Genomic DNA, 21,103 nt, shown 5'->3' on the forward strand with positions numbered 1-21,103 from the left:
CCATGGTATACCAAGCCGCCGGACTGGACACGTCCGGCGGTCGGGGCGTCAGCGGGCATAGCGCGTGAAGACGTAGTCGCGGTCCTTCACGCGGGCCTCGTGACAGGCGAAGCAGGTCTGGTGCTGAGCCTCGTCGACCGGCTTGCCGTCGACGAAGCGTCCGAATCCCCACCCGCCCGTCTCCGCATAACGTTTGGCGTCCTTCACCATCACCTGCACGGTGGTGGCCCGGCCCGGCACGGTGGCCGGCTCGAACTCGGGCGAGGGCACGTGTTGCCAAGCGAGCTTCACCAGGACCGTCCCATCGGGAAACGGCAGGGTACCGCTGGTGTAGGCCTTCACCGCGACGTCGTTGCCGACGACAGCGCGCAACTCGTTGAGCGGCTCCCCCTCCAGAGCAGGGGCGATGAGCTGCCAGGCCCGGTAACCGTCCGGGACGGTGACTCCGAAGATCGGCGAGGCCGGCTTGCCGGCTTCCTGAGCGGTCGCCGTGAGCGCGAGTCCCAGGGCGAGGGCGGCGGCTGGGATCAACAGACGCCGGCGCGGGCGGAGATCAGAAACCATCGACATCAATCACCGCCTGAGCGAAGGCCTGCGGTGCCTCTTGCGGGAGATTGTGCCCGATGCCACCGCTGATCAGGCGGTGCTCGTAGCGGCCCGTGAACTTCTTGGCATAGGTCGCGGGCTCGGGGTGCGGCGCCCCGTTCGCGTCGCCCTCCATGGTGATCGTCGGGACGGCAATGGTCGGGAAGGCCGCCAGTTTGCGCTCGGTCTCGTCGAAGCGGGCCTCACCCTCCGCAAGCTTCAGACGCCAGCGATAGTTGTGGATCGAGACCGCGACGTGGTCGGGGTTCTCGAAAGCCTGCGCGGAACGGGCGAAGGTTTCCTCGCTGAACTGCCATTTGGGTGAGGCAAGCTGCCAGATCAGCCGGGCGAAGTCCTTCGTGTAGCGCGCGTAACCCTCGCGGCCCCGCTCGGTTGCAAAGTAGAACTGGTACCACCATTGCAGCTCGGCTCTGGGCGGCAACGGCATCGCGTTCGCGGCTTGGCTGCCGATCAGGTAGCCGCTGACAGAGACCAAGCCCCTGCAGCGCTCGGGCCAGAGCGCAGCCAAGATGCAGGCGGTGCGCGCGCCCCAGTCGTAGCCCGCGACGAGCGCCTTTTCGATTTTGAGCGCGTTCAAGAACTCCAGCGCGTCGTTGGCGAGAGCCGCCTGCTGGCCGTTGCGTGGCGTCGCGTCCGACAGGAAGCGCGTCGCGCCGTAGCCGCGCAGGTACGGGATCAGGACGCGATAGCCCGCGGCGGCGAGGACCGGAGCGACGTCGACGTAGCTATGGATGTCGTAGGGCCAGCCGTGGAGAAGCAGGACCGGTTGCCCGGTCGGGGGCCCGGCCTCGACGTAGGCGACGTTCAGGTCGCTGGTGACGATCTGCTTCAAAGGCCCGAAGGACGCCGGCGAGGCCGGCTGCGCGGCCACCGCTTCCGCCGCCATGGCCGGTCCCGTCACCAGGAGAGCGCCAGCGGTCTTCATCCAGTGCCGACGCGTCAAGTGACTCTGCTCGGGCATGTCATGATTCTCCTTGATGACGTTCACGCTGTGATGGTGCGGATGTCGCGATGGATGAGGACGCGGCGTGTCTCCTCTGTGTGCCTCGGGGCGGCCCAATGTGAGGATCTGTATGCCGGGCCGAGGCTCGATACAGAGGCTTACAAAGTGCTGGGTCGCGAGATGAGCGTATGCTCATGCGATGTTCCGCGGGCCTCGTCCCGGACTGTGGCGGATCCCGCCCTGTCGTCCCCGGCCGGCTTGGCGCCCGCGCGAAATGATGGACGCCCGGCCCCGGTCGAGGTTATTGAAGGGACGCCGGATGGAGCCGCGACGCCGATGAGACTGTCCCTGACCGCAATGCCGAACCGCCTTGCCGCCAGGGATCTCTCAACGCATGCCAGCGCATCTCTCCCTTCTGAACATCACGTGGACCGCGCCTGACGGGCGCACCGTCCTCTCCGACATCAGCGCCAGCTTCGCGCAGGAGCGAACCGGCATCGTCGGCCGGAACGGCGCCGGGAAGAGCACATTCCTGAACCTCGTGGCCGGTCGCATGAGGCCGACAAGCGGCAGCATCATCGTCGAGGGTACGGTGGCGTTGTTGCGCCAGTTCGCGAGCATCCCGCCTGACGAGACGGTTGCCGATCTCTTCGGTGCGACCGCCAAGCTGGCATTGCTGCGTCGCGCCGAGATCGGTGCTGCCACGGCCGACGAGCTCGCCGAGGCCGACTGGACTCTGGAGGAGCGCCTCACGGAGGCCCTGGACCGGATGGGTGTACCGGTGAGCCCCACCACACGTCTGTGTTGCCTCTCCGGCGGGCAGCGCGCTCGCGCAGCACTCGCGGCGGCGATGTTTGCAGGACCGGATTTCCTGCTGCTCGACGAACCGACCAACGACCTCGATCGCGAAGGGCGGTCCGCCGTGTGCGCAGCTCTGCGGAACTGGCGCGGGGGGGCAATCGTGGTCAGCCACGACCGATCCTTGCTCGACGCTATGGACGCCATCGTGGAGCTCGGTCCCTCTGGGGTGAGCCGCTATCCGGGGAACTTCGACGCGTATCTGGAAGCCAAGGCGGTTCGGATCGCTGCGGCCGAGCATGACCTCGCTGTGGCCGAGAAGCGAACGGCGGACCTTGCACGAAGGGCACAGGAGACCGTTGAGCGTCAGCAGCACCGCGATGCGGCCGGACATCGCCGGGGTGCACGCGGCGACCTTCCCCGGATCCTCGTCGGCGCCCGCCGAGACAATGCGGAGAAGACGGCCGGCGGCAGTGCACGCGCGGCGGAGCGACTGCGTTCCGAGGCTCACCAGAAGCTTGAGGACGCCCGCAGCCGGATCGAGGCCGTGAAGGCGGTCTCAGTCACGGTCCCGTCCTGCGGCCTCCATGCTGCGAAGTCCGTCGTGTCGATCGAGCGGGCGACCGTCGGCCATCGGCCGGGTCAGCCCATTCTGGAGGATGTATCGCTTTCCGTGACCGGACCGGAGCGCATCGCGATCTCCGGGCGCAACGGGGCGGGGAAGTCGACGCTCCTTGACCTCATCGAGGGCCGCCTCAGCCCCTGGTCGGGGCAGGTGTCGGTCGGCGTGCGCACGGCACGCCTCGACCAGGGGCTCACCGCCCTCGACCACAACCAGACCGTGGTGGAGAACTTCGCCCGCCTCAATCCGGAGGAAGATGCGAACGGATGCCGGGCGGCCCTGGCGCGCTTCCAGTTCAGGTCTGTCGCCGCGGATCGGCCTGTCTCGGCGCTGAGTGCGTATTCCGACGAAGCCGGCCGGGGATTCCGATCTGAAGCCGGCCGTCATTCCGAGGCGAAGCCGGCCACCGGTCCGATCTGAAGCCGGCCAGTGACGGGGCGCTCCCGCGGGTCTGGGGTGAAGATCACGAGGTCGGTCCGACAGGTCAAGCAGCGGGCTCGACCGCCTTGCGTTTGCGCAGGCTCTCACCGGCGAGTTCGATGCGGTGCGCGTTGTGCAGCAGCCGGTCGAGGACGGCGTCGGCGAGCGTGGGGATGCCGATGATCTCGTACCAGCGATCCACCGGCACTTGGCTGGTGATCAGGGTCGAGCCGGCGTCGTAGCGGTCCTCGACGATCTCCAGGAGATCGCGCGCCTGCTCGGGCAGGAGCGGCTCGGGGCCCCAATCGTCGAGGATCAGCAGGTTCACCTTGGCGATCTGGCGCAGCAGCCGGCCGTAGCGGCCATCGCCGCGGGCGAGGCTCAAGGCCGCAAACAGGCGCGGGACCCGGTAGTACAGCACAGAGAGGTCGTCTCGGCAGGCCTTGTGCCCGAGCGCGCAGGCCAGCCAGCTCTTGCCCACGCCGCAGGGGCCGGTGATCACGAGGTTGCGCCGGGTCCGGATCCAGTCGCCGGTGGCGAGCTTGAGGAACAGCGCCCGGTCCAGGCCGCGATGGCTGCGGTAATCGACGTCCTCGACGCTGGCGGGATGGCGCAGCCGCGCGGCGCGGGCGCGGGCCTCGAAGCGCTTCTGCCGTCGGGCCGTGGCCTCGTGGTCGAGGAGAAGGCCGAGCCACTCGGCGTGGTCCAGGGCGCGGGCCTCCGGGTTGGCGTCGAGCGCCTTGAAGCCCGAGGCCATGCCGCTCAGGCCGAGTTCGTGCAGGAGATCGAGCGTGGGGTGGGTGAGCATCGTCGTCTCCGTCAGTGGAAGTAGCGCGGGCCGCGCAGGTTGGGGTGGAGCATCACCGGGACGGCCTCGGCCGGCGGGGACGTGCGGTCGAGGCCCAGGCTGAGGATCGAGGCGATGCTCTTGTAGGTGAGCGCGCCGACCGCCACGGCCCGGGCCGAGGCGGCCTCCGCCCGGGCGGGGTCGAGCCCGCGGTAGAGGCGCAGGATACCCAGACAGGTACGGAAGCCCTGCTCGGGATGGGGCCGGTCGTGCAGGATGGCGATGACCAGCCCTTCCGGCTCCGGCCCGATGCCGCGCGCCCAGCGCCGGAAGCGCTCGGGGCTCCACTCGGCGTAGCGGCGATGGGCGCTGGGCATGTGGTCGGGATCGGTGCCGTGCCGCCGGCCGGTGTAGCGGCGCTCGTGGGCGGCGACGCGCTGACCGCGATGGAACACCTCGACGGTGCGCGCCGTGAGGCGGACGTCGACCTGCTCGCGGATCAGGGCATGGGGCACCGAGTACAGGAAGCCGCCCGCCTCGACATGGTAGTCGAGGTTGACCCGGGCCAGCCGCCACTCGGCAAAGGTGTAGTCCTGTTCCGGCAGGGGCCGCAGCGCTGCGCGCTCGATCGCCTCGAACAGGGCGCGGCGGGTGGTGCCGAGCCGGCGCATGCGGTGGGCGTTGATGCGCTCCACCATCGCGGCGATGGCGGCGTTGCACTCGGCCAGGGAGAAGAACGTCTGCCGGCGCAGCCGTCCCAGGATGGAGCTCTGGGCGAAGCGCACGCCGGCCTCGACCTTGGCCTTGTCGCGCGGCTTGCGAGGTCGGGCCGGCAGGACGCCGATGCCGTAATGCTCGGCCATCATCCCGTAGGAGCGGTTGATCTCGGGATCGTAGAACGACGCCTTGTGGACCCCGCTCTTGAGGTTGTCGGGCACGACGAGGCGGGGGACGCCGCCGAGGAAGCGGAACAGGCGGACATGCGCGCCGATCCAGTCGGGCAGCGTCTGGGTCCAGGTCGCCTCGGCGTAGGTCAGGCTCGACGCGCCCAGCACCGCCACGAAGATCTCGGCCTCGCGCACGATGCCGGTGGTGGGATCGACGATCCCGACCTTCTTGCCGGAGTAGTCGACGGAGACCTTGTCGCCGGCGGCATGGTGCTGGCGCATCACCGGGGTGAGCCGGCGTTCGAACTCCCGATAGAGGTCGCAGAACCGGGAGTAGCCGTAGCCGTCCGGACGGACCTCCCGGTATTCCTCCCAGAGCACCGTGAGGTTGACCCCGGGGCGGCGCATCTCCCGGATGACGGAGGGCCAGTCCGGCTCGGGCAGGCGGCGCATGCCCTGCTTCACCCCGGCCCGGGCGAACAGGCGCTGCTCCAGCACCGCGTCGCTGACCTCGGGGCCGAGCGGCCAGGTCAGGCCGGCCGCGCTCGCCCGGGCGAGATTGTCCTGCACGGTCGAGCGGGCGATGCCGAGCGTTCGCTCGATCTCACGCGCACTCACCCCGTCGCGGGCGAGCCGCAGCATCTGTTTGATCTGTCGCATGGTCAGCTGTCTCCTGGCCGGCATCCCGCTCTCCTCGTGGTCGAGGACAGGGATGCCGCGGTTGCTGACCCGCGGAGATGCGCCATGCCCGATATCGGCTATCGGGTGGCCGGCTTCATCTCGGAATGGTGGCTGACATCAAATCGGAACGCTGGCCGGCTTCGCGTCGGAATGGGTGGCCGGCTTCCGTCGGAGTCCGCACGCTGAGCGGCGGTCAGCAGGTTCGAGCCGCCCTGGCCTGTGTGCTCGGCAATGCGGTCCCGCCGCAACTCCTGCTTCTCGACGAGCCGACCAATCACCTCGACCTCGAAGCCGTCGAGGCGGTCGAGGCCGGGCTCGCTTCCTATGACGGCGCTCTTCTGGTCGTCAGTCACGACGAGGCTTTTCTCCGCGCGCTGGGCATCACGCGGTGGCTCGCCCTCGACGATCTCGCCGACAAGTCCGGTTGATCGGTCGTGCGAGCCGCGCCGGACCCGCGTCACGAGAGCGTGACGGCCGCCTCCAGGCCGCCGCCCGGGCGGTTGCTGAGCCTGAGCCGTCCGCCGATCGCGGCGGCAAGCTGATCGGCGATGGCGAGGCCGAGTCCGGTGCCGCCGGTCTCACGGCTGCGCGATCCCTCAAGCCGGACGAAGGGAAGCAGCACGGCATCGAGCTTGTCCGCGGGGATGCCGGGTCCACGATCCAGCACCGCGATGGTGATCCTGCCTTGAACGACCTGCAGATCCAGCTCTGCCCGGTTGGCATATCGGATCGCGTTATCGATCAGGTTCGTCAGGATCCGGCGCAGGGCTTGCGGGCGCGTCACGATCGTCACCTCCGGCAGGCCGGAGACCGCGACGTCCCACCCTGTGTCCTGGTAGTCGAAGGCGATGCTCTCGAGAAAGGCGCGCAGATCGAGGCGGGTGGGTGGCTCGACGTCTCCGTGCACGCTGCGGGCGTAGGCAATCCCCTCGCGGACGAGCGTCTCGATCGCCTCGAGATCGCCGAGGATCCGGTCCTGTTCGGGGCCCTCGACGCCTGTCTCCACGCGCAACCGCATCCGGGTGATCGGTGTCTGGAGATCGTGGGAGATCGCCGCGAGGATGCGGACGCGTTCGTCGAGGTGGCGGGACACCCGCTGCTGCATGGCGTTGAGGGCTCGCGCGGCGCGCGCGACCTCATCGGGCCCTGCCTCCGCGAAAGGCGTGGCCGGTCGCCCCGGCTCCAGCGCGTCGGCGGCCTGCGCGAAGCGCGTCAGCGGCCGGACGGCGAGCCGCACGGCGAACCAGACGCAGGCGACGAGCACGAGCAGCTGCAGGGCCAGCGCGACGGGCAGCCACGATGCCACGGGCCGCAGGGTCGGCTGGACCGTGATGGTGAGGGCCGAGCTGTCACTCAGGGCGACGTGCCCCTGCAGTCGCACCGGCGACCCGGACACCGCATCGAACCGAACGGGGAAGCGCGGCTCCAGCGCGGCGCGCATCTCGTCCGCGATCATCGTCAGACGGGACGAGAGCGCCGCAGTCCCCGGCGAACCGGAGCCGAGCGCGAAGCGATAGGTCGGCCTTTCGAGGAGCGGGAGCCATTCGGACCGCTCGGCGGCCGGCAGGCGATCGAGTAGCGCGACCGCGACGACGACGTCGCGCTGGAGCGTCGTCAGCATGACGGCGCGCGCCGTCTGGTCCCGCTCGGCTCTCGTGACCGCAAACGAGAGCAGCTGAGCGCTCAGGAGACCTGCGAGCAGGATCAGGAACAGGCGGCCCCGCAGGCTGCCCGGCCAAACCAGAAGGGATGCCATCATCCCTCGCGCGCCTGCGCGATGGTAATGGGCATGGCAAAGACATAGCCTTCGCTACGCACCGTCTTGATGTAGGCGGGCTCGCGGGCATCGTCCTTCAGCCGCTGCCGCAGGCGGCTGATGAGCAGGTCGACGGATCGGTCGAACAGTTCGGCATCACGGCCCTGTGTCAGGTTGAGCAACTGGTCGCGCGACAGGACCCGCTGCGGGTGATCAAGCAGCACGCGCAGCAGCCGGTACTCCGCGCCGCTGATGGGCCGATCAACCGCGACGCCTTCCAGGCCTACGTCGATCAGGTTCTGGTGCCCGAACTCGGCCCCAGCGACATCGTCGTCATGGACAACCTTGGAAGCCACAAGGGGCCGGCCGTGCGTGCCGCGATCGCGGCAGCCGGCGCGCGGCTCTTGTTCCTCCCGCCCTACTCGCCCGACTTCAACCCCATCGAGATGGCGTTCTCGAAGCTGAAGGCGCTCCTGCGCAAAGCGGCCGAGCGAACCGTCGAGGGATTGTGGTCGGCCATCGGACGCCTCGTCGACACCGTCACGCCAGACGAGTGCGCCAACTTCTTCGCCGCAGCAGGATACGAACCAGATTAAACCGAAAACGCTCTAACTTCAAGCCTGGGCCACCGAATGGGGGCAGGCCAGAGTGGGGCAGCGGCAAGAAGGATCGGTGGCGGCGCCTCCTCGCTGCAGCACGCTTGGATGCCTTCTCCAGCGCGCCCGCACTCACGGACTGCCGACCCGTCGAGCTCGGCAGCCTTGAGGCACTCTCAACGATGCGACATCGAGAGCGGGTGGATCGGGGGACGGCGCCCGTCTCACGGATCGCGGCTGAGGCGGATCGCCTCGCTCGCCGGGTTGCGGCTGAAGTCCATTGGGGGACAGCCCGCGATGTTGATCCGAAGACGGCGCAGGGAGGCGAGAATGCGCGACTTCGTCAGATCCCGCCCGGTTTCGACCAGGTGGCGCGGTCGCGCATGCTCGGCCCCCACTCTCGGCGTCCCAAGCTTGAACGGGCGCTTGTGCGACAAGTGCCTGAACGAGCATCTGTTCCAGGGCCTGCCGGCGGTCCGGACCAACATTGAGGCGTGGTGGGTGGACTACAACACCTGCCGCCCCTTCACGAGCCTCAGCAGACTCACCCCGAACACGTTCGCCACCCAGTCCAGACAGGACCAGAACCAGAACGGACTCTGGTTATGAACGGGGGCAAGCAGGGACAAGGTCAGTCTCCATCGAATCAATCAGAGCCTCGCCGCTTGCACGTGCATCCAATCGAAGTCTCTGGCGCGGCCGAGGCTGAGCCAGCCCTCTTCCTCCCAGAACTCCCAGAACTTGGCTGCATCGGGCTTTGCGAGGCGCGCCTGGCGATGGCTCCAGCGCAACTGGTTGCGACCAGGATCGAAGTCTATGGCGATAGCCCAGGAATGCATAGACCAAGCCGAGCCGCCCCTTATTGGCCGAGGCGGTTTGGCGAGGCAGCCGCCGAAAAGGTTTACACCGATATCCTCAACTCCATCGTCGCCATAATGGCCGTACACTTTCTCGAACACACGGGCGGCACTGTCATAGACTTTCTCATGGATCATAAAGCCGGTTACCTCTTGTCTGAGATCCCATGCGATCTTCATCTTAAATGGTAGCGTGAGCCTCTTCAAAGACAAGTTTTCAAACGACCCGAAGAAGCCTTTCACATCCCTCTGGAGGGGCCATCTCGTAATGGTTGTGATAACAGGCGGAGGGGGCGTCGGCGGAAGTTCATCAAGCTCATCGCGCCAAGTCTCCAGCGACAAGCCGTTCTTCTTCCGATTAAAGTTCTCGAAGGCAGCCTTTGTCCGCGAGCCAAAGAGACCGTCGATGCTACCGACGTCGATATCGAGTTCACGGCAGATCAACTGACCAAGCGCGATTTTACGGCGCGAGAGCGGCCAAGCTGGCCAGTTAGCTCCAACTGTGGCGGCTTGTTTCGTAAGCAGCGCATCAAGTGCGGCAACGGACTTCGGGCCGAACAGACCATCGATATCGCCAGTGTAAACCTCCCATTCCGTGAGCGCAGCCTGAAGATCCTCGTCGTCGAGTGCCGATTGCGGGATGCTCGAAACCGGCGGCGGCTCCGACACAACGTCTGTGCCGGCTGTCCGATCAACCCGACCATCCTTGAATGTCCAAGATACTGGGTAGGGTTGTAGCGCCATCGCCATGACGTTGTTTAGCCTGTTGCGCCAGCCACGGATGAAGTGCTGCGATTGAGGGCGGCTGAGGTAACGGCTCTTTCGCGCGTCAGCTAGCTTCATTGCAAGGTCAAGCAGCGCGTCCTGGGTCGCCGCCTGCGCCATGACGGCGTTGATCGTGCCATCTCCTATTTTGCCGCTTGGTGCGACTTCCACCGCCTTCTGGAGCATGCGCACCATATTGGGAGCACCGTGATTGACTGCTCCATCCATAATAATGAAGTCGATTGGTGGAGGCAGCCGATCGCCATGGATTTTCGTCCAATAACGATGCCAAAAGATTTCAATCGCTTCCTCCTCCGTAAGGTTCTTGACCTCGTTTGGGGTGACACTTGCCACTCCTCGCCACTCAGCTAGTACCTCGTGCGTAATTCCGAAATTTGTGGCGCCGCCGGGATCGTGAGGATGTTTGACGTAGCCGCCCTCCCACTTGAGTACTGTCTGCATTATCTCGTTGAAACGATTCATGGCCGATCTCCCGTGGCTCTTCGCGTTTATCCTTCAAATTGAGACTGTTGTGCTTAGCAATATCACGAGTATACGCGATTTGTTCATGAGGCTCGAATATTATCGGGATCGAACCCAGGTAAAATCATGTGTAGACACGCCGACTCCGGGGCCATTAGGACAATCGCCTCCACGACCATAATCTCACCTGCGCCGGCCGTTTCGACTGTGAAAGACTTAACGTTGTTGGCACTGCCGGTGACCGTAATTCTGTCGTTTCACCGAAAGATGTTAAGGCCTTTACCGGCCTCCGGGGTGCGTTCGCCCGCCGGTGACTGATATTGAAATTGACTTACCGTCTAGTTTTGGCTGTGAGACACGCCCCCCCCGTAGAAGACCGATTGAGTACTCAGACCGGAGTCAACACCTTGTCGTGAGCGGCGAATCGTAGCAGCGGCTGGCCTGCACGGGGTGAAGCGGTGCGCAGAGGATCTGATTGACGTAGGCGTATCGCAGCCGGTGTGTTGAGACTTCACCCAAGAGTGTGAGCAGCGTCCGGTTGCGCGGGCTTGGCTCCAGTGCCAGGACGCGCAGGACGTCGGCCTCGTCGACGATGCGCTTGGCCAGCGCGTTCTTTACGAACGGCGCTTCCAAGGCAGCTCCAACATCCAGGACCAAGTTGCCGGTCTGAGCCGCGGAGGAGAACGGCGAGTTCATCACTGCCATCGCGTCCTCTCGTGTAGCCGAAGCGCGACCGTTGAGACTGTCGACATAGTCTTATATTGCCCTGGGCGTGATGGCCGCCAGCCCTTTGCAGACATGGCGTAGAAAATTCTCCGTCTGTCGACAGTTATGGCGGCTTATGTGCGGGCTCGTCTGGCGGCCAAGTAAGAGTGCGACGAGAGCGATGGGTCCGTCAAATTGGATGGCTGCTGGAAGTGCGGTGAAGCAAGTGCGGTGCTCATCAACCGATCTTCACGCCATAGAGAACGGCCAGTGTCGCCAAGACACCCGCCCAAATTTTTCCCGCCAGCTCCTGGCTGCGGATCATATTGTTTGTGCTGTCCGGATCTTCGGGGCGAAGATAACCCATTCAAGGAAAAACCACGTCGGCGGGATGATCGCCCAGCCACAGAGTAGGTAAGCCAGCTTACTTCGGCTGTCTTCGGATGCTTTTTCAAGACCAGGAACGGTCGGCACCACCTCGTACCAGATCCATCCTGTAACGATGATGGCGATAGCAACCAAGAACAGGCCACCGCACTGCCGCAATTGAGCCTTCCACTTCTCCATTGCAGCGCACCCATCAAATGAGAGGTAAATACTCATATCTCACGCTAAAATCGGCTTTTAGTAAATACTAGAACGCCTGCGGATAGCGCAATAATTGCACGTGAAAAATATTGGATAATATACTCATGGGCAACAATCCTCCCCCGAAAGGTTGCATGCCCTCATTCCAATGAACGCGGATTGGGAGCGGTTAGACTATAGGAGCACCGCAATACGGCGGACAGTTCCGGATGGCCACCGCGCTCGTGCTGCTACCCTCTCAAATTTGCGCGTGCCGATGACGCTGTGATTGGAGTAAAACTCGATGCGATCGAGAAGCGATTTGCTCGGATCAGAGCCGTGGAACGGGCCCGAAGATCGAACTTTGGGCGTAAGGCAGCGTCAACTCTCTCGAAACCACGTCGGAAAGCGGTTGTCGTCCGACAGATCCAATTCTAGCCGCGTGCCGCGGAATTCCGCGCCGACGGTGAAGGCACCCACCGCCTCAACTGTGGTGTGAGCGCGCCCCTCGCTGATCGCGACCGTTTCATGTTCTGGCGTGAAGGTTGGATGGTAGTAGAAGGTGACAGAACCTTCGAACTGCACGCCTCGGTCCGGCCGCACCTCGAGGTCGAACTCCACCCAGGAAGAGCGCTTCCTGATGCGGCTGACCCGAAGCTTAAGTCCGTCGCGCGTTGGCGAGCCGCCGAAGGCGCCTTTGTGGGGGTCGAGATTGAATAGATCCTCGCCGTCGAGCTCCACGCCCGGCGGCACGAGGTTGTCGCTGCCGACAGGGACGACAAGGGTGTCGCCGTTCGTAGCGCGGCTGATCTCCTGTGTTAGCGCAGCGCCCGCGCGCAAGGATGCGCGTGTTGCAGAATCGGGGGCATTGTGCCTCGGCGGCGCCGCTTGACCGATCGCCTCGAGCAGTTTCAACAAGTTGTCATGGCGGTAGGACTTACCGTCAACTGACGGGACGATACGGTAAAAGACGGTCTGCAGTCCAAACTTCCCCTCCATACGCCGCCGAATTAGATCCCGCTCTGCGACCGTCCTGTAACCGAATAAGGCGAAATGACGGGCTGGGGACCTCTGGTTACCAGTGGCCGGGATGGGCAGCAGGTTCGCGGCACGCCGAGGCAGGCTAAAGAGAACTTCGCGCATGATCTGACCGAGGTCAGGATCGTTCATCGAAAATCCAACGAATACGATCGGCTGTGTCATGAAGAGCGCGATCAGGCGTCGTCGGTTCTCTTCGCGAAGGTAGGTGCGGCTGTAGTCGCTCTCCCTGAGGACGATGCTGGCAGGATCGCTCTCGTGTCCGTGCAGGTAGACAATCGATATATCAGAGACACCCTCGGCCAGATCAGCAAAGAAATCCTGCACTTCATCGTCACGACTCCACAAAACCCGCTTGACCTTGTGATGTGGATAAGCTTGCCGGAACGCATCCTCAGCACAGGTTTCGAAGTTGGTTGTCAGGACGTGCCGAAAGCCAATGCGGGCGATGAGGTGATGGGGCTCGGCAGGTGGGCGCTGCGCGAAGGTCCGGCTGAGGAAGGCGTAAAAAGTCGGGCCGCCAAGGGCATTGTGGTACTCCTCGGCCTGCCAAGCCGGGTCCTGCAGGTCTTGGACGACACCTGCGACCTTCGGTGCGACGGCGCGAGAGCTCTGGTCGCGCAGCTCTTTCTGAAATTGCTGCAGCAACTGGGACCACGTCGGATATCCGGAACCAATACTTGCGCCCGCGCCGATCAACGCGAGCGGCCTTACCCGCTGCATCTTGGCGATCAATGCTTCGAATTGCCCGTCTTGGTCGAAGGGCGCCAGCCTATCGGAAAGGGCTAGGTCGGCGCTCATGACTGCGCGCTCCGCTTCAGAACGAAATCAGGATCACCGTAGAGGATGTAGTTTGCCCAATCTCCGAACTGCTTGTCCTCGAGCGCCTTGCGGGAGGTTAACAGCGCCTCGCCAAGCGCCTGCCCGGCGAGCACCCTCTCATAGAATGCCGGCGCGAAGGTTCCGGCCGCTTCGTCGCCGACCGGCCAGTAGGTGCCGATGAAGTTGGCAACTCCGCCGCGCAGGAACGCCTCAGCGAAGCCAATGTTGCGACGCAGGAGATCGGGAGCGGGCGCAGGCGTCGGGCCGGAGCGTCGGATGCGACCAACCTCGCAGGCGTTGAAGAAGACGAGGCTCGGGAGGTTGCTGAGGCCTGCGAGGTCGGCTCCGGACAGAACTTCGTGGCCTGCGCAGAGGATGCCGCTGCGGGAGGGTGCGTTCGGGTCGAAGAAGGCATGGCCAGCGTAGTGGACCACGTCGAACGCCCCAGACTGGAAGCAGTTGAGCAGCTCGCTTCGACGCGCCGCCCGGCCATCGAAGCGACGTACCTCCGCTTGGCTTTTCTCTTTGAGCAACGTCTCGACGCGATCGCCCTCTCTCCTCGCATTCTCGAGATCCATGGTCGGGTCGACAACAAGTAGGACCCGGAGCGTTGGCCGCTCCTGACGCTCCTCGAGCCATTTGGCGACGGAAAGGTCGTCCGCCTCGTAGCGGTGGCTGATGCCGCCGCTGAGGGCGAGAGGGCGGCCGTCTACGTACAGGGTCTCCCAAGGAATGCGCGAGGCCCGCGCATCGTGAACCGCTACGATATGGTCGTCTGGGAACTGGGCGAGCACAGTCTGGATCGTTTCCGGCAACACGATGTCGGCCAGAGTCTTTCCGAACGCCTCCATGTTGAGACCCAACGGAACGCCTGCGGTTATCGTGGCAAGATGACTGTCGAGGGTTGCCTCATCAAGCGGCTGCCAGCCCCGATGGATAGCCGCTTTTCGTCCCTTCGTAAGGACAGAGGCAACAATGCCGGGTCGGTCCTGCTCGTCGTCCATTTGGCGGACCAACAGGTAAATTGCGTCGTTGCCCGGCATCTGCGCGCGAGCAGCCGACTGAATAGACGGGACAGTGGGTAGATCCCGGGTGCGCAGTGTGACCTGGATACCGTCGAACAGCGTGCCTCCGCACAAGGCGTACAAATCCTGTGTCAGCTGCGCGTAGCGCGCCGGGTCGTTCTCGCAGATGGTAACCCGGTGGAAGATTTGGTCGTGGTCGGCGTCGAGCAGCCCGCGAACGAAGCCTGAGAGCAGGCGAGCGAGACCGGTCCTGGCGATCATGCCCGAGGCGCCCCCCATCAACACAGTGGCAAAGTCGCCAACGTTCGCCGTCACGAAGGTGCGGATAAGGTTTTCGCCAACTGTCTCAAGGGTGCTCTCATTGAAGCTGTCGATCGGCCCGAGCCCGGCGAAAGCGATGAAGTCAGCGCGGACCGGGTGGCGCCCGCTCGGAAGGATAGAGATTTCACCGACATTGCCGTTGAACATCCGGCGGGCAAGTGTCTGACTGATTCCGCCGTCGAGCAACCGGTCGACGGCGAGCGCTGCCCCGCCGAGCGACACGTTCTTGAACAGGCCAAGCACGTAGGCGTCAGCATCGACATCAGTGAGGCTGCCCAGAGCCAGCGTCAGGTTGAGCTGACGCTGGCTCTGACGGCTGATGACGAGGCGGTCCGTGAACGCAACCGAGTCCAGAGCCGCCACCCCATCCCCGGCCGGCACGCCGTCGGGCGGTCCCTCCGCCACGGGGGCGGCGAACCCTGCCAGGAAAGTACGCTCCTCGCGTGTGCTGAGCCGGCGGCCCCGCACGCCCTCGTAAACGTTGACCCCGAGTTCGCTCTCTCGGACGCTGCGTGCGGGGCCGCTCCGGCGGGCAACGTAGTCCGAGCTCAGCTCCCTGGTTTCCCCCGTGGCAATCAGGGTTTGTATGGCCCTGGCGACAGCAGCATTATTGGGTAACGCACCGTGCTCCTCTTCGACGTAGTAAATGCGTTTGGCATCAGCGAGCCTCGCGCAGGTGAGCGGAACCGTGCCATCGCCATCGTTCGTCAAGGTGTATACGAACTCGCTGTCGACAACTTCGGCCCCGATCACGGTCTGCTGGTTGACCCCAACTATCTGGATGATGCCGTGTGAGCTCGCCCCGCCCGTCGGCAGCGCCCTCTGCACCTCGCGAGCTTTGCTCAAAAGAGCTTGGGCAGGCCTCGGTCCACCTGCAGGCCAGACCGAGAGATCGAAGAGGTCGAGCGGCACCTTTCCGGGCATGGGCAACATCTCCGACAAGCCGGGGAAGGTCCCGAAGATTTCGGCGAGCTCGGTCTGGTCGTGGTGTACGTCGAGAAAGGCGAGCTTTCGGACGACGGAGTGCGCACCTCGAAAGGCTTGGAGCGGCGAGAAGGATCCGTAATGGGGCGTGCCTAGGGTGATGATGCGTCCGAGCTTTACTGGCTTGTGAGCAAGGCAAGCGCGTGCGATGAGGCCGCCCATGGAGTGGGCGATAAGATGGACCTCGTTTGGCTCCGCGTCTATCGCGGCGGAGAGAAGCTTTCCCGAGTCCGCAACGCTCATGCGCCAGTCGAACGGCCAGAACTCGGCATTGTAGCCTCCAATCCGCAGGCGGTACTTCAGCTTCAAGTATGTGGTGAGCAGAACGCCAAGTGGCCCAATATTCGGATTGCCGCCCGGCGCTAGGGTGAGAGACGACAAGCGGCCCAGGGCGACGTCTAAGAAATCCAGCCAGATCTCGTCGGCCGGGGTGCCAAGCTTCGATCCCATGATGCCCGGCAGGATTAGAACCCGGGTGCCGCCTCGTGTAGGTCGCGATGCAGCCTCGCGCGCTAACTGCCGGAGTTCCGCGTACCCACGCTCGCCGAAGTGGTCCTCCAGAACACCCGCCTCTTCACCCGTGACGAGCGCGCGCTCTACAAAGTTATGGTCGCTCAGTGGAAAATGACTACTCAAATTTTCGAATGAACTATTTCCGGAGCCAACTACGACTGAGCGCTTCTTCGACGAGCGATTTCTGAGACGAGGTCGAGAACTGTTTTTGTTCTGGCTCATCTATCTCTCCGGATCAGCAGCAGACAAAACGGAGCACAGCACTGTCTTTAGATCCCAGAATCGGCGCAACTTCAAGCGCCCCGCATTCTGAGTAGATGAAAAATAGGCGTTCCCGCACCGCTCTCCGCCAACGGTAAATCTAGGGACGTGAGCGAAATCTGGTAAGGGCTCTTCAACAGGCAAGAACTCACCACACGCTACAACGCCCGATCTCACACAGCAATCTACTGCAGCTTCCAGGGAAAATTTCCTGAGGCGAATATTTACGTCAGGCAAACGCAACCAAATGTGGGAAACTTAAACTCAAGCGCTCCCCTTGCGTGGCAGGATTTTAACTCAGCGCACGATTCATTACAATCGATACCGAACTGTTTTCAACGGGGCGCAAAATGACCGAGTATGTGGCCTATGCAGCAATCGTCACTTCTGTTGTGGCCTGCCCCCATTCGGTGGCCCAGGCTTGAAGTTAGTGCATCGTCGGTCGTGTGACGATGGCGGGGCGAGCGGACGGCGCTGAGCCGCTCGGCCCTGCCGGCCAGATGACGACCTCTGGTGCGGGCGGCTGGTAGCCCAACGACGAGTGCGGGCGGATGCTGTTGTAGTGTGTCCGCCACTGCTCGATCACGACGCTGGCCTCCTTGAGGGTGTGGAACACCTCGCCGTTGAGGAGTTCATCCCGCAGCTTCGCGTTGAAGCTCTCGCAATACCCGTTTTCCCATGGACTGCCCGGCTCGATGGAGGCGGTCTGCGAGCCAACCGCTGCGATCCAGTCCTGGACAGCTTTCGCGATGAACTCTGGGCCATTGTCTGACCGAATATGCCCCGGCACGCCGCGCAGGCTGAACAAATCCGAGAGGACGCCGATCACGTCGTGCGCCTTCAGCTTGCGTGATACACGGATGGCCAAGCACTCACGAGTGAACTCATCGATCACGTTCAGCATCCGGAACTTGCGACCGTTATGCGTGCGATGTTCGACGAAGTCGTAAGACCAGACGTGGTCGGGTCGCTCCGGCCGTCGGCGCACGCACGAGCCGTCGTTGAGCCAGAGGCGGGCTCGCTTCGGCTGTCGCGCTGGGACCTTGAGACCCTCCCGCCGCCAGATCCGTTCAACCCGCTTCACGTTGACCGTCCAGCCATCGCGCCGGAGCAACGCCGTGATCCGACGGTAGCCGTAACGGCCGTACTGGAGGGCCAACGCGATGATCGCAGCCGTCAGGGCGGCTTCGTCCTCGACCAAGACAGCGCATTTGCGCTGTGTCGAACGATGCTGGCCCAGAACACGGCAGGCGAAGCGTTCCGATACACCGTGCTCAGCCACGACGTGATCGACACAAGCCCGGCGGCGAGCCGGGCTCAGATGTGGTATTCGGGGTGCCCGGCGCGGTGGAAGCGGCGGCATGATGGCGCTTCGATTCAACCTCGGAGCTCCGCCATGAGTGAGCAGCACCACGTCGGCCTCGATGTCTCCGTGAAGGAGACCGCGATCTGCATCGTCGATCCCCACGGCAAGGTCGTGCACCGCGCCGCCGTCGAGAGCCACCCCGAGGTGATCGGCCGGCATCGGATCGATCTCGGCCATGCCTACGCGCGGGTCGGCCTGGAGGCGGGACCGCTCTCGCCGTGGCTCTACGCCGGCTTGGTCGAGGTCGGACTGCCGGCGATCTGCGTCGAGACCCGTCACATGCACGCCGCCCTCTGGGCGCGCATCAACAAGACCGACCGCAACGACGCCCTGGGCATCGCGCAGATGATGCGGGTCGGGCTGTTCAAGCCGGTCCACGTCAAGACGCCGGCCAGCCAGCAGCGCCGCCTCCTCCTGACCTCGCGCAAGCTCCTGCAGCGCAAGGCCTACGACATCGAGAGCGACCTGCGCGGCCAGCTGCGCAACTTCGGCCTCAAGGTCGGCGTCGTCGGGGCGGTGGGCTTCGAGCAGCGCGTGCGCGACCTCGTGCTCGATCTGCCCTTCGTCGCCGCCGTGGTCCTGCCGCTGTTGGAGGCGCGCGCGGCGCTTCGGACCCAACTCGCCAAGCTGCACAAGATGTTGCTGGAGCAGGTTCGCACCGACCCAGTCTGCCGGCGATTGATGACCGCGCCCGGAGTGGGGCCGGTCGTGGCGCTGACCTACCGCACCTGCGTCGACAACCCGGCCCGGTTGGGACGTTCGCAGTGCGTCGGGGCGCATTACGGTCTGACGCCGCGGCTCTACCAGTCCGGCGAGACGATGCGGGTCGGGCGGATCTCGAAGTGCGGGGATCGGATGATGCGCGCCGCGCTCTACGAGGCCGCGCTCGTGCTGCTGACCGGCTCACGCGGCCGGTGGTCAGGGCTGAAGGTGTGGGGGTTGGCCGTCGCCAAGCGCCGGGGCATGCAGAAAGCCCTCGTGGCCGTTGCCCGCAAGCTGGCGATCGTGTTGCACCGCATGTGGCGCGACGGGACGGACTTCCGTTGGTCGGCCGCGGCCACGACAGCGGCCTGAGGTCCACCGACGCCACCAAGTAACATCGAGCTCCTCCGGCGTGGAGGAGGTCCCTGCGGGGACGACGGGAGCGGGTGAGACCGAGGAAACTCGAGCGCCGGTTTTGCCGAGCGCGCGGCTTAGATGGCTCCGCCCACTCCCTCTGATCCCATCATGAGGCGGCACGCGCCGACCTCGGAGAGAAGCAAGAACTCCGCAGGACCGTTCACGCACTGGATAGGGATGAGCACGCAGGGGAGTTGATCGATGAACCCCGAATAGAGAAGAAGTTTCCCGAAGCCGCCTCCTTCAGGATGAGCTTCTCCAACGTCAGATCGGAAATCGCCCGACGCAGACGCAGATTCTCCATCTCCAGAACCTTCAGCCGCTTAACCTGATCACCCTTCAAGCCGCTGTACTCGGATCGCCAGCGGTAATACGTGACCTCAGTTACCTCAATGGCTCGGATTGCTTCAGCCACCTTCCGGCCTTGAGAGACCAAGACATCGACCTGACGCAGCTTTGCGACGATCTCTTCCGCCGTATGCTTCTTCCGTCCCATGAAAACGTCCTCCACATGGCTCAAAGCCATACCTCAGGGAGGACCACTTTTCAGGGGGCAGGCCAACTCGACTGCTACACATCCTGTGGCGACAGCGAAGCCAAGTGACTGTGTTGGCTTGGGTTTTGTATGGCGGCTTGACGGGTCCGTATCCAGGTCCCCCAGCCACGCAAGACCTAATCCACTGAAGACACTGAAGATTTTGCTGGGCCGCCCTGCGGTCTGAGCACCTTGCTACACACCGCTGCTACACAGACCGTCCGCGCGGACGGCGGGAGCGCGGTTTGGGTTTCGTCGCCAACGTCGTCCAGCGCGGACGTACCTTCCAGTGCCGACGCCGCATCCCGGCCGACCTTCGGCAGCGTCTCGGCCGCCACGAACTCGTGCGCAGCCTTGGCACGGGCGATATCCGCGCTGCCAAGCTCAGGGCCTGTCGGCTATACGTGGCGGCGGAAGAGCTGTTCTCGACCCCGCGCGCGACGCCGATGCTGACCGACGACTAGGTCGCCCGCCTCGTCCGCGACTTCTACGACACGATGCTGACCGACGAGAACGCCATGGTTCAGGCGCCCGCCCCGCATCGCCCAATCGCCCGCGGGCGGGCCGGAGCCGGTCTGCTGGCCCATATCGCGGTGGCGAAGTTCGATGACCACCTGCCGCTGTACCGCCAGGCCGAGATCCATGCCCGGGACGGCGTGGACCTGGCCATCTCGACCCTGTCGGGCTGGGTGGGTGCGGCGGCCGCCGCCCCTCGCCGCTGGTCGACCTGCTCCGCCAGGACGTGCTGGCGGGCTCGGATGTCCTCTGCGGCGACGACGCCCCCGTCCCAGGACTGGCGCCGGGTCTGGGCCGGACGAAGACCGGACGGCTCTGGGTCTTCTGTGCGCGACGAGCGGCCCTACGGCGGCGTGCGTCCGCCGGCCGCCGTGTGCCTGGCCTCCCCCGACCGCAGAGGCGAACGGCCGCTGGCGCATCTGGCCGGGTTCCAGGGCGTGCTGCACGCCGACGGCTATACCGGCTTCCAGAGGCTCTACGAGGGCGGGCGCACCGGCGGTGCGCTGATCGAGGCGGCCTGCTGGGCCCACACGCGGCGCAAGTTCTTCGACGTGCACGCCAAGACCGGCTCCGCCATCGCCGGGGAGGCGCTGGAGCGCATCGGCGCCCTCTACGCGGTCGAACGCGAGATCGCCGGCCAGCCGCCCGATGAGCGACGGCGACGGCGGCAGGATCGATCCCGACCGCTGGCCGATGCCTTGAGAGCCCGGGCCGAGACGATCCTGCCGCAGCTCTCCGGCCCTTCGGACCTGGCCAAGGCGTTCCGCTACATGCTGACCCGCTGGCGCGCCCTGACCCGGGTGTTCGACGACGGCCGGATCAGGCTCGACAACAACCCGGCCGAGCGGCCGCTGCGCGGCGTCGCCGTCGGGCGCAGGAACGATCTGTGCGCCGGCTCGGATCGGGGTGCCGAGCGGGCGGCCGCCTTCTCCACCCTGATCGAGACGGCCAAGCTGAACGGCCGCGATACCGAGGCCTCCTTGCGGGACGTCCTCACCCGCATCGCCGACCATCCGGCCCGACGCTTGGGCGACCTCCTGCCGTGGAATTGGACCCCGCTCACGCAGCTTGCTCAGGCCGCCTGACCCGTAAGGGCCATCACCGAGCGCTTACGGCTTGCTCGTCCTACA

14 protein-coding genes and 6 pseudogenes are annotated in these 21,103 nt (G+C 64.8%); 7 read left to right on the forward strand and 13 right to left on the reverse strand.

The annotated features are described in order from the left end of the window. Positions 1 to 48: 48 nt before the first annotated feature. Together Y590_RS21130 and Y590_RS21135 are read right to left on the reverse strand one after the other, a co-directional pair. Positions 49 to 570 (reverse strand): cytochrome P460 family protein, encoded by a 522-nt coding sequence (locus tag Y590_RS21130; protein ID WP_060771575.1) that lies wholly within the window; start codon positions 568 to 570, stop codon positions 49 to 51. Then, a complete protein-coding gene (locus Y590_RS21135; RefSeq protein WP_083530991.1) occupies positions 554 to 1,567 on the reverse strand; it encodes an alpha/beta fold hydrolase in 1,014 nt (337 codons plus the stop codon). The genes Y590_RS21130 and Y590_RS21135 overlap by 17 nt, the downstream gene beginning before the upstream one ends. A 376-nt stretch (positions 1,568 to 1,943) precedes the next feature. Here Y590_RS21135 and Y590_RS21140 point away from each other — a divergent pair, with 376 nt between their 5' ends. Then, a complete protein-coding gene (locus tag Y590_RS21140) occupies positions 1,944 to 3,389 on the forward strand; it encodes an ATP-binding cassette domain-containing protein (protein WP_286161796.1) in 1,446 nt (481 codons plus the stop codon). A 64-nt stretch (positions 3,390 to 3,453) separates the two neighbouring features. Here Y590_RS21140 and istB read toward each other — a convergent pair whose 3' ends face one another. Next, positions 3,454 to 4,197 (reverse strand): IS21-like element helper ATPase IstB, encoded by a 744-nt coding sequence (gene istB, locus Y590_RS21145; RefSeq protein WP_003601680.1) that lies wholly within the window; start codon positions 4,195 to 4,197, stop codon positions 3,454 to 3,456. Between the two features lie 11 nt (positions 4,198 to 4,208). Then, on the reverse strand, positions 4,209 to 5,723 hold the full coding sequence (gene istA, locus Y590_RS21150) for an IS21 family transposase (RefSeq protein WP_144440023.1): 1,515 nt from the start codon (positions 5,721 to 5,723) through the stop codon (positions 4,209 to 4,211). A gap of 194 nt (positions 5,724 to 5,917) precedes the next feature. Here istA and Y590_RS26000 point away from each other — a divergent pair. Further along, positions 5,918 to 6,172: pseudogene (locus Y590_RS26000) on the forward strand (ATP-binding cassette domain-containing protein); the annotation flags it as partial. Between the two features lie 29 nt (positions 6,173 to 6,201). Here Y590_RS26000 and Y590_RS21160 read toward each other — a convergent pair. Together Y590_RS21160 and Y590_RS21165 are read right to left on the reverse strand one after the other, a co-directional pair. Continuing rightward, on the reverse strand, positions 6,202 to 7,503 hold the full coding sequence (locus Y590_RS21160; RefSeq protein ID WP_060771579.1) for a sensor histidine kinase: 1,302 nt from the start codon (positions 7,501 to 7,503) through the stop codon (positions 6,202 to 6,204). Next, a pseudogene (locus tag Y590_RS21165) lies at positions 7,500 to 7,754 on the reverse strand (winged helix-turn-helix domain-containing protein); the annotation flags it as partial. The pseudogene Y590_RS21165 and the gene Y590_RS21160, both read right to left, overlap by 4 nt. On the opposite strand from Y590_RS21165, the pseudogene Y590_RS21170 reads away from it, so the two are divergent. Both Y590_RS21170 and Y590_RS26630 read left to right on the forward strand, forming a co-directional pair. Beyond that, a pseudogene (locus tag Y590_RS21170) lies at positions 7,752 to 8,096 on the forward strand (transposase); the annotation flags it as partial. The pseudogenes Y590_RS21165 and Y590_RS21170 sit on opposite strands and share 3 nt — an antisense overlap. Positions 8,097 to 8,501: 405 nt before the next feature. Next, positions 8,502 to 8,705: pseudogene (locus tag Y590_RS26630) on the forward strand (integrase core domain-containing protein); the annotation flags it as partial. Between the two features lie 41 nt (positions 8,706 to 8,746). On the opposite strand, the gene Y590_RS21180 reads toward Y590_RS26630, so the two are convergent. The 6 genes and pseudogenes from Y590_RS21180 to Y590_RS21200 form a co-directional block, all read right to left on the reverse strand. Then, positions 8,747 to 10,201, reverse strand: a complete 1,455-nt coding sequence (locus tag Y590_RS21180) for a glycosyl hydrolase 108 family protein (protein WP_083530928.1) — start codon at positions 10,199 to 10,201, stop codon at positions 8,747 to 8,749. 399 nt (positions 10,202 to 10,600) lie between these two features. Next, the gene (locus Y590_RS21185) at positions 10,601 to 10,906 is read right to left on the reverse strand and encodes a hypothetical protein (protein WP_060771582.1); all 306 of its coding nucleotides are present in this window, start codon (positions 10,904 to 10,906) and stop codon (positions 10,601 to 10,603) included. Between the two features lie 321 nt (positions 10,907 to 11,227). Continuing rightward, complete coding sequence (locus Y590_RS26635) at positions 11,228 to 11,509, reverse strand: hypothetical protein (protein WP_144440024.1); 282 nt, start codon at positions 11,507 to 11,509, stop codon at positions 11,228 to 11,230. A gap of 345 nt (positions 11,510 to 11,854) precedes the next feature. After that, positions 11,855 to 13,312 carry an SIR2 family protein gene (locus tag Y590_RS21190; protein ID WP_060771583.1) on the reverse strand — a complete coding sequence of 486 codons (1,458 nt, stop codon included), beginning with the start codon at positions 13,310 to 13,312 and terminating at the stop codon, positions 11,855 to 11,857. Then, a complete protein-coding gene (locus Y590_RS21195; RefSeq protein WP_083530929.1) occupies positions 13,309 to 16,398 on the reverse strand; it encodes a CHAT domain-containing protein in 3,090 nt (1,029 codons plus the stop codon). Before Y590_RS21195 ends, Y590_RS21190 begins: the two co-directional genes overlap by 4 nt. Before the next feature lie 466 nt (positions 16,399 to 16,864). After that, a pseudogene (locus tag Y590_RS21200) lies at positions 16,865 to 17,758 on the reverse strand (IS3 family transposase); the annotation flags it as partial. A gap of 75 nt (positions 17,759 to 17,833) precedes the next feature. On the opposite strand from Y590_RS21200, the gene Y590_RS21205 reads away from it, so the two are divergent. Continuing rightward, entirely contained in the window at positions 17,834 to 18,877 is a 1,044-nt protein-coding gene (locus tag Y590_RS21205; RefSeq protein WP_060768523.1) for an IS110-like element ISMex9 family transposase, read from the forward strand. A gap of 259 nt (positions 18,878 to 19,136) precedes the next feature. Here Y590_RS21205 and Y590_RS21210 read toward each other — a convergent pair. Continuing rightward, positions 19,137 to 19,418: pseudogene (locus Y590_RS21210) on the reverse strand (transposase); the annotation flags it as partial. Between the two features lie 284 nt (positions 19,419 to 19,702). Between Y590_RS21210 and Y590_RS21215 the strand changes: the two are divergent. Together Y590_RS21215 and tnpC are read left to right on the forward strand one after the other, a co-directional pair. Beyond that, complete coding sequence (locus Y590_RS21215; RefSeq protein WP_060771586.1) at positions 19,703 to 19,921, forward strand: DUF6538 domain-containing protein; 219 nt, start codon at positions 19,703 to 19,705, stop codon at positions 19,919 to 19,921. A gap of 33 nt (positions 19,922 to 19,954) precedes the next feature. Next, complete coding sequence (gene tnpC, locus Y590_RS21220; protein ID WP_060771587.1) at positions 19,955 to 21,058, forward strand: IS66 family transposase; 1,104 nt, start codon at positions 19,955 to 19,957, stop codon at positions 21,056 to 21,058. Positions 21,059 to 21,103 lie beyond the last annotated feature (45 nt).

The organism is Methylobacterium sp. AMS5, assembly GCF_001542815.1.
In the GTDB taxonomy this organism is placed as follows: domain Bacteria; phylum Pseudomonadota; class Alphaproteobacteria; order Rhizobiales; family Beijerinckiaceae; genus Methylobacterium.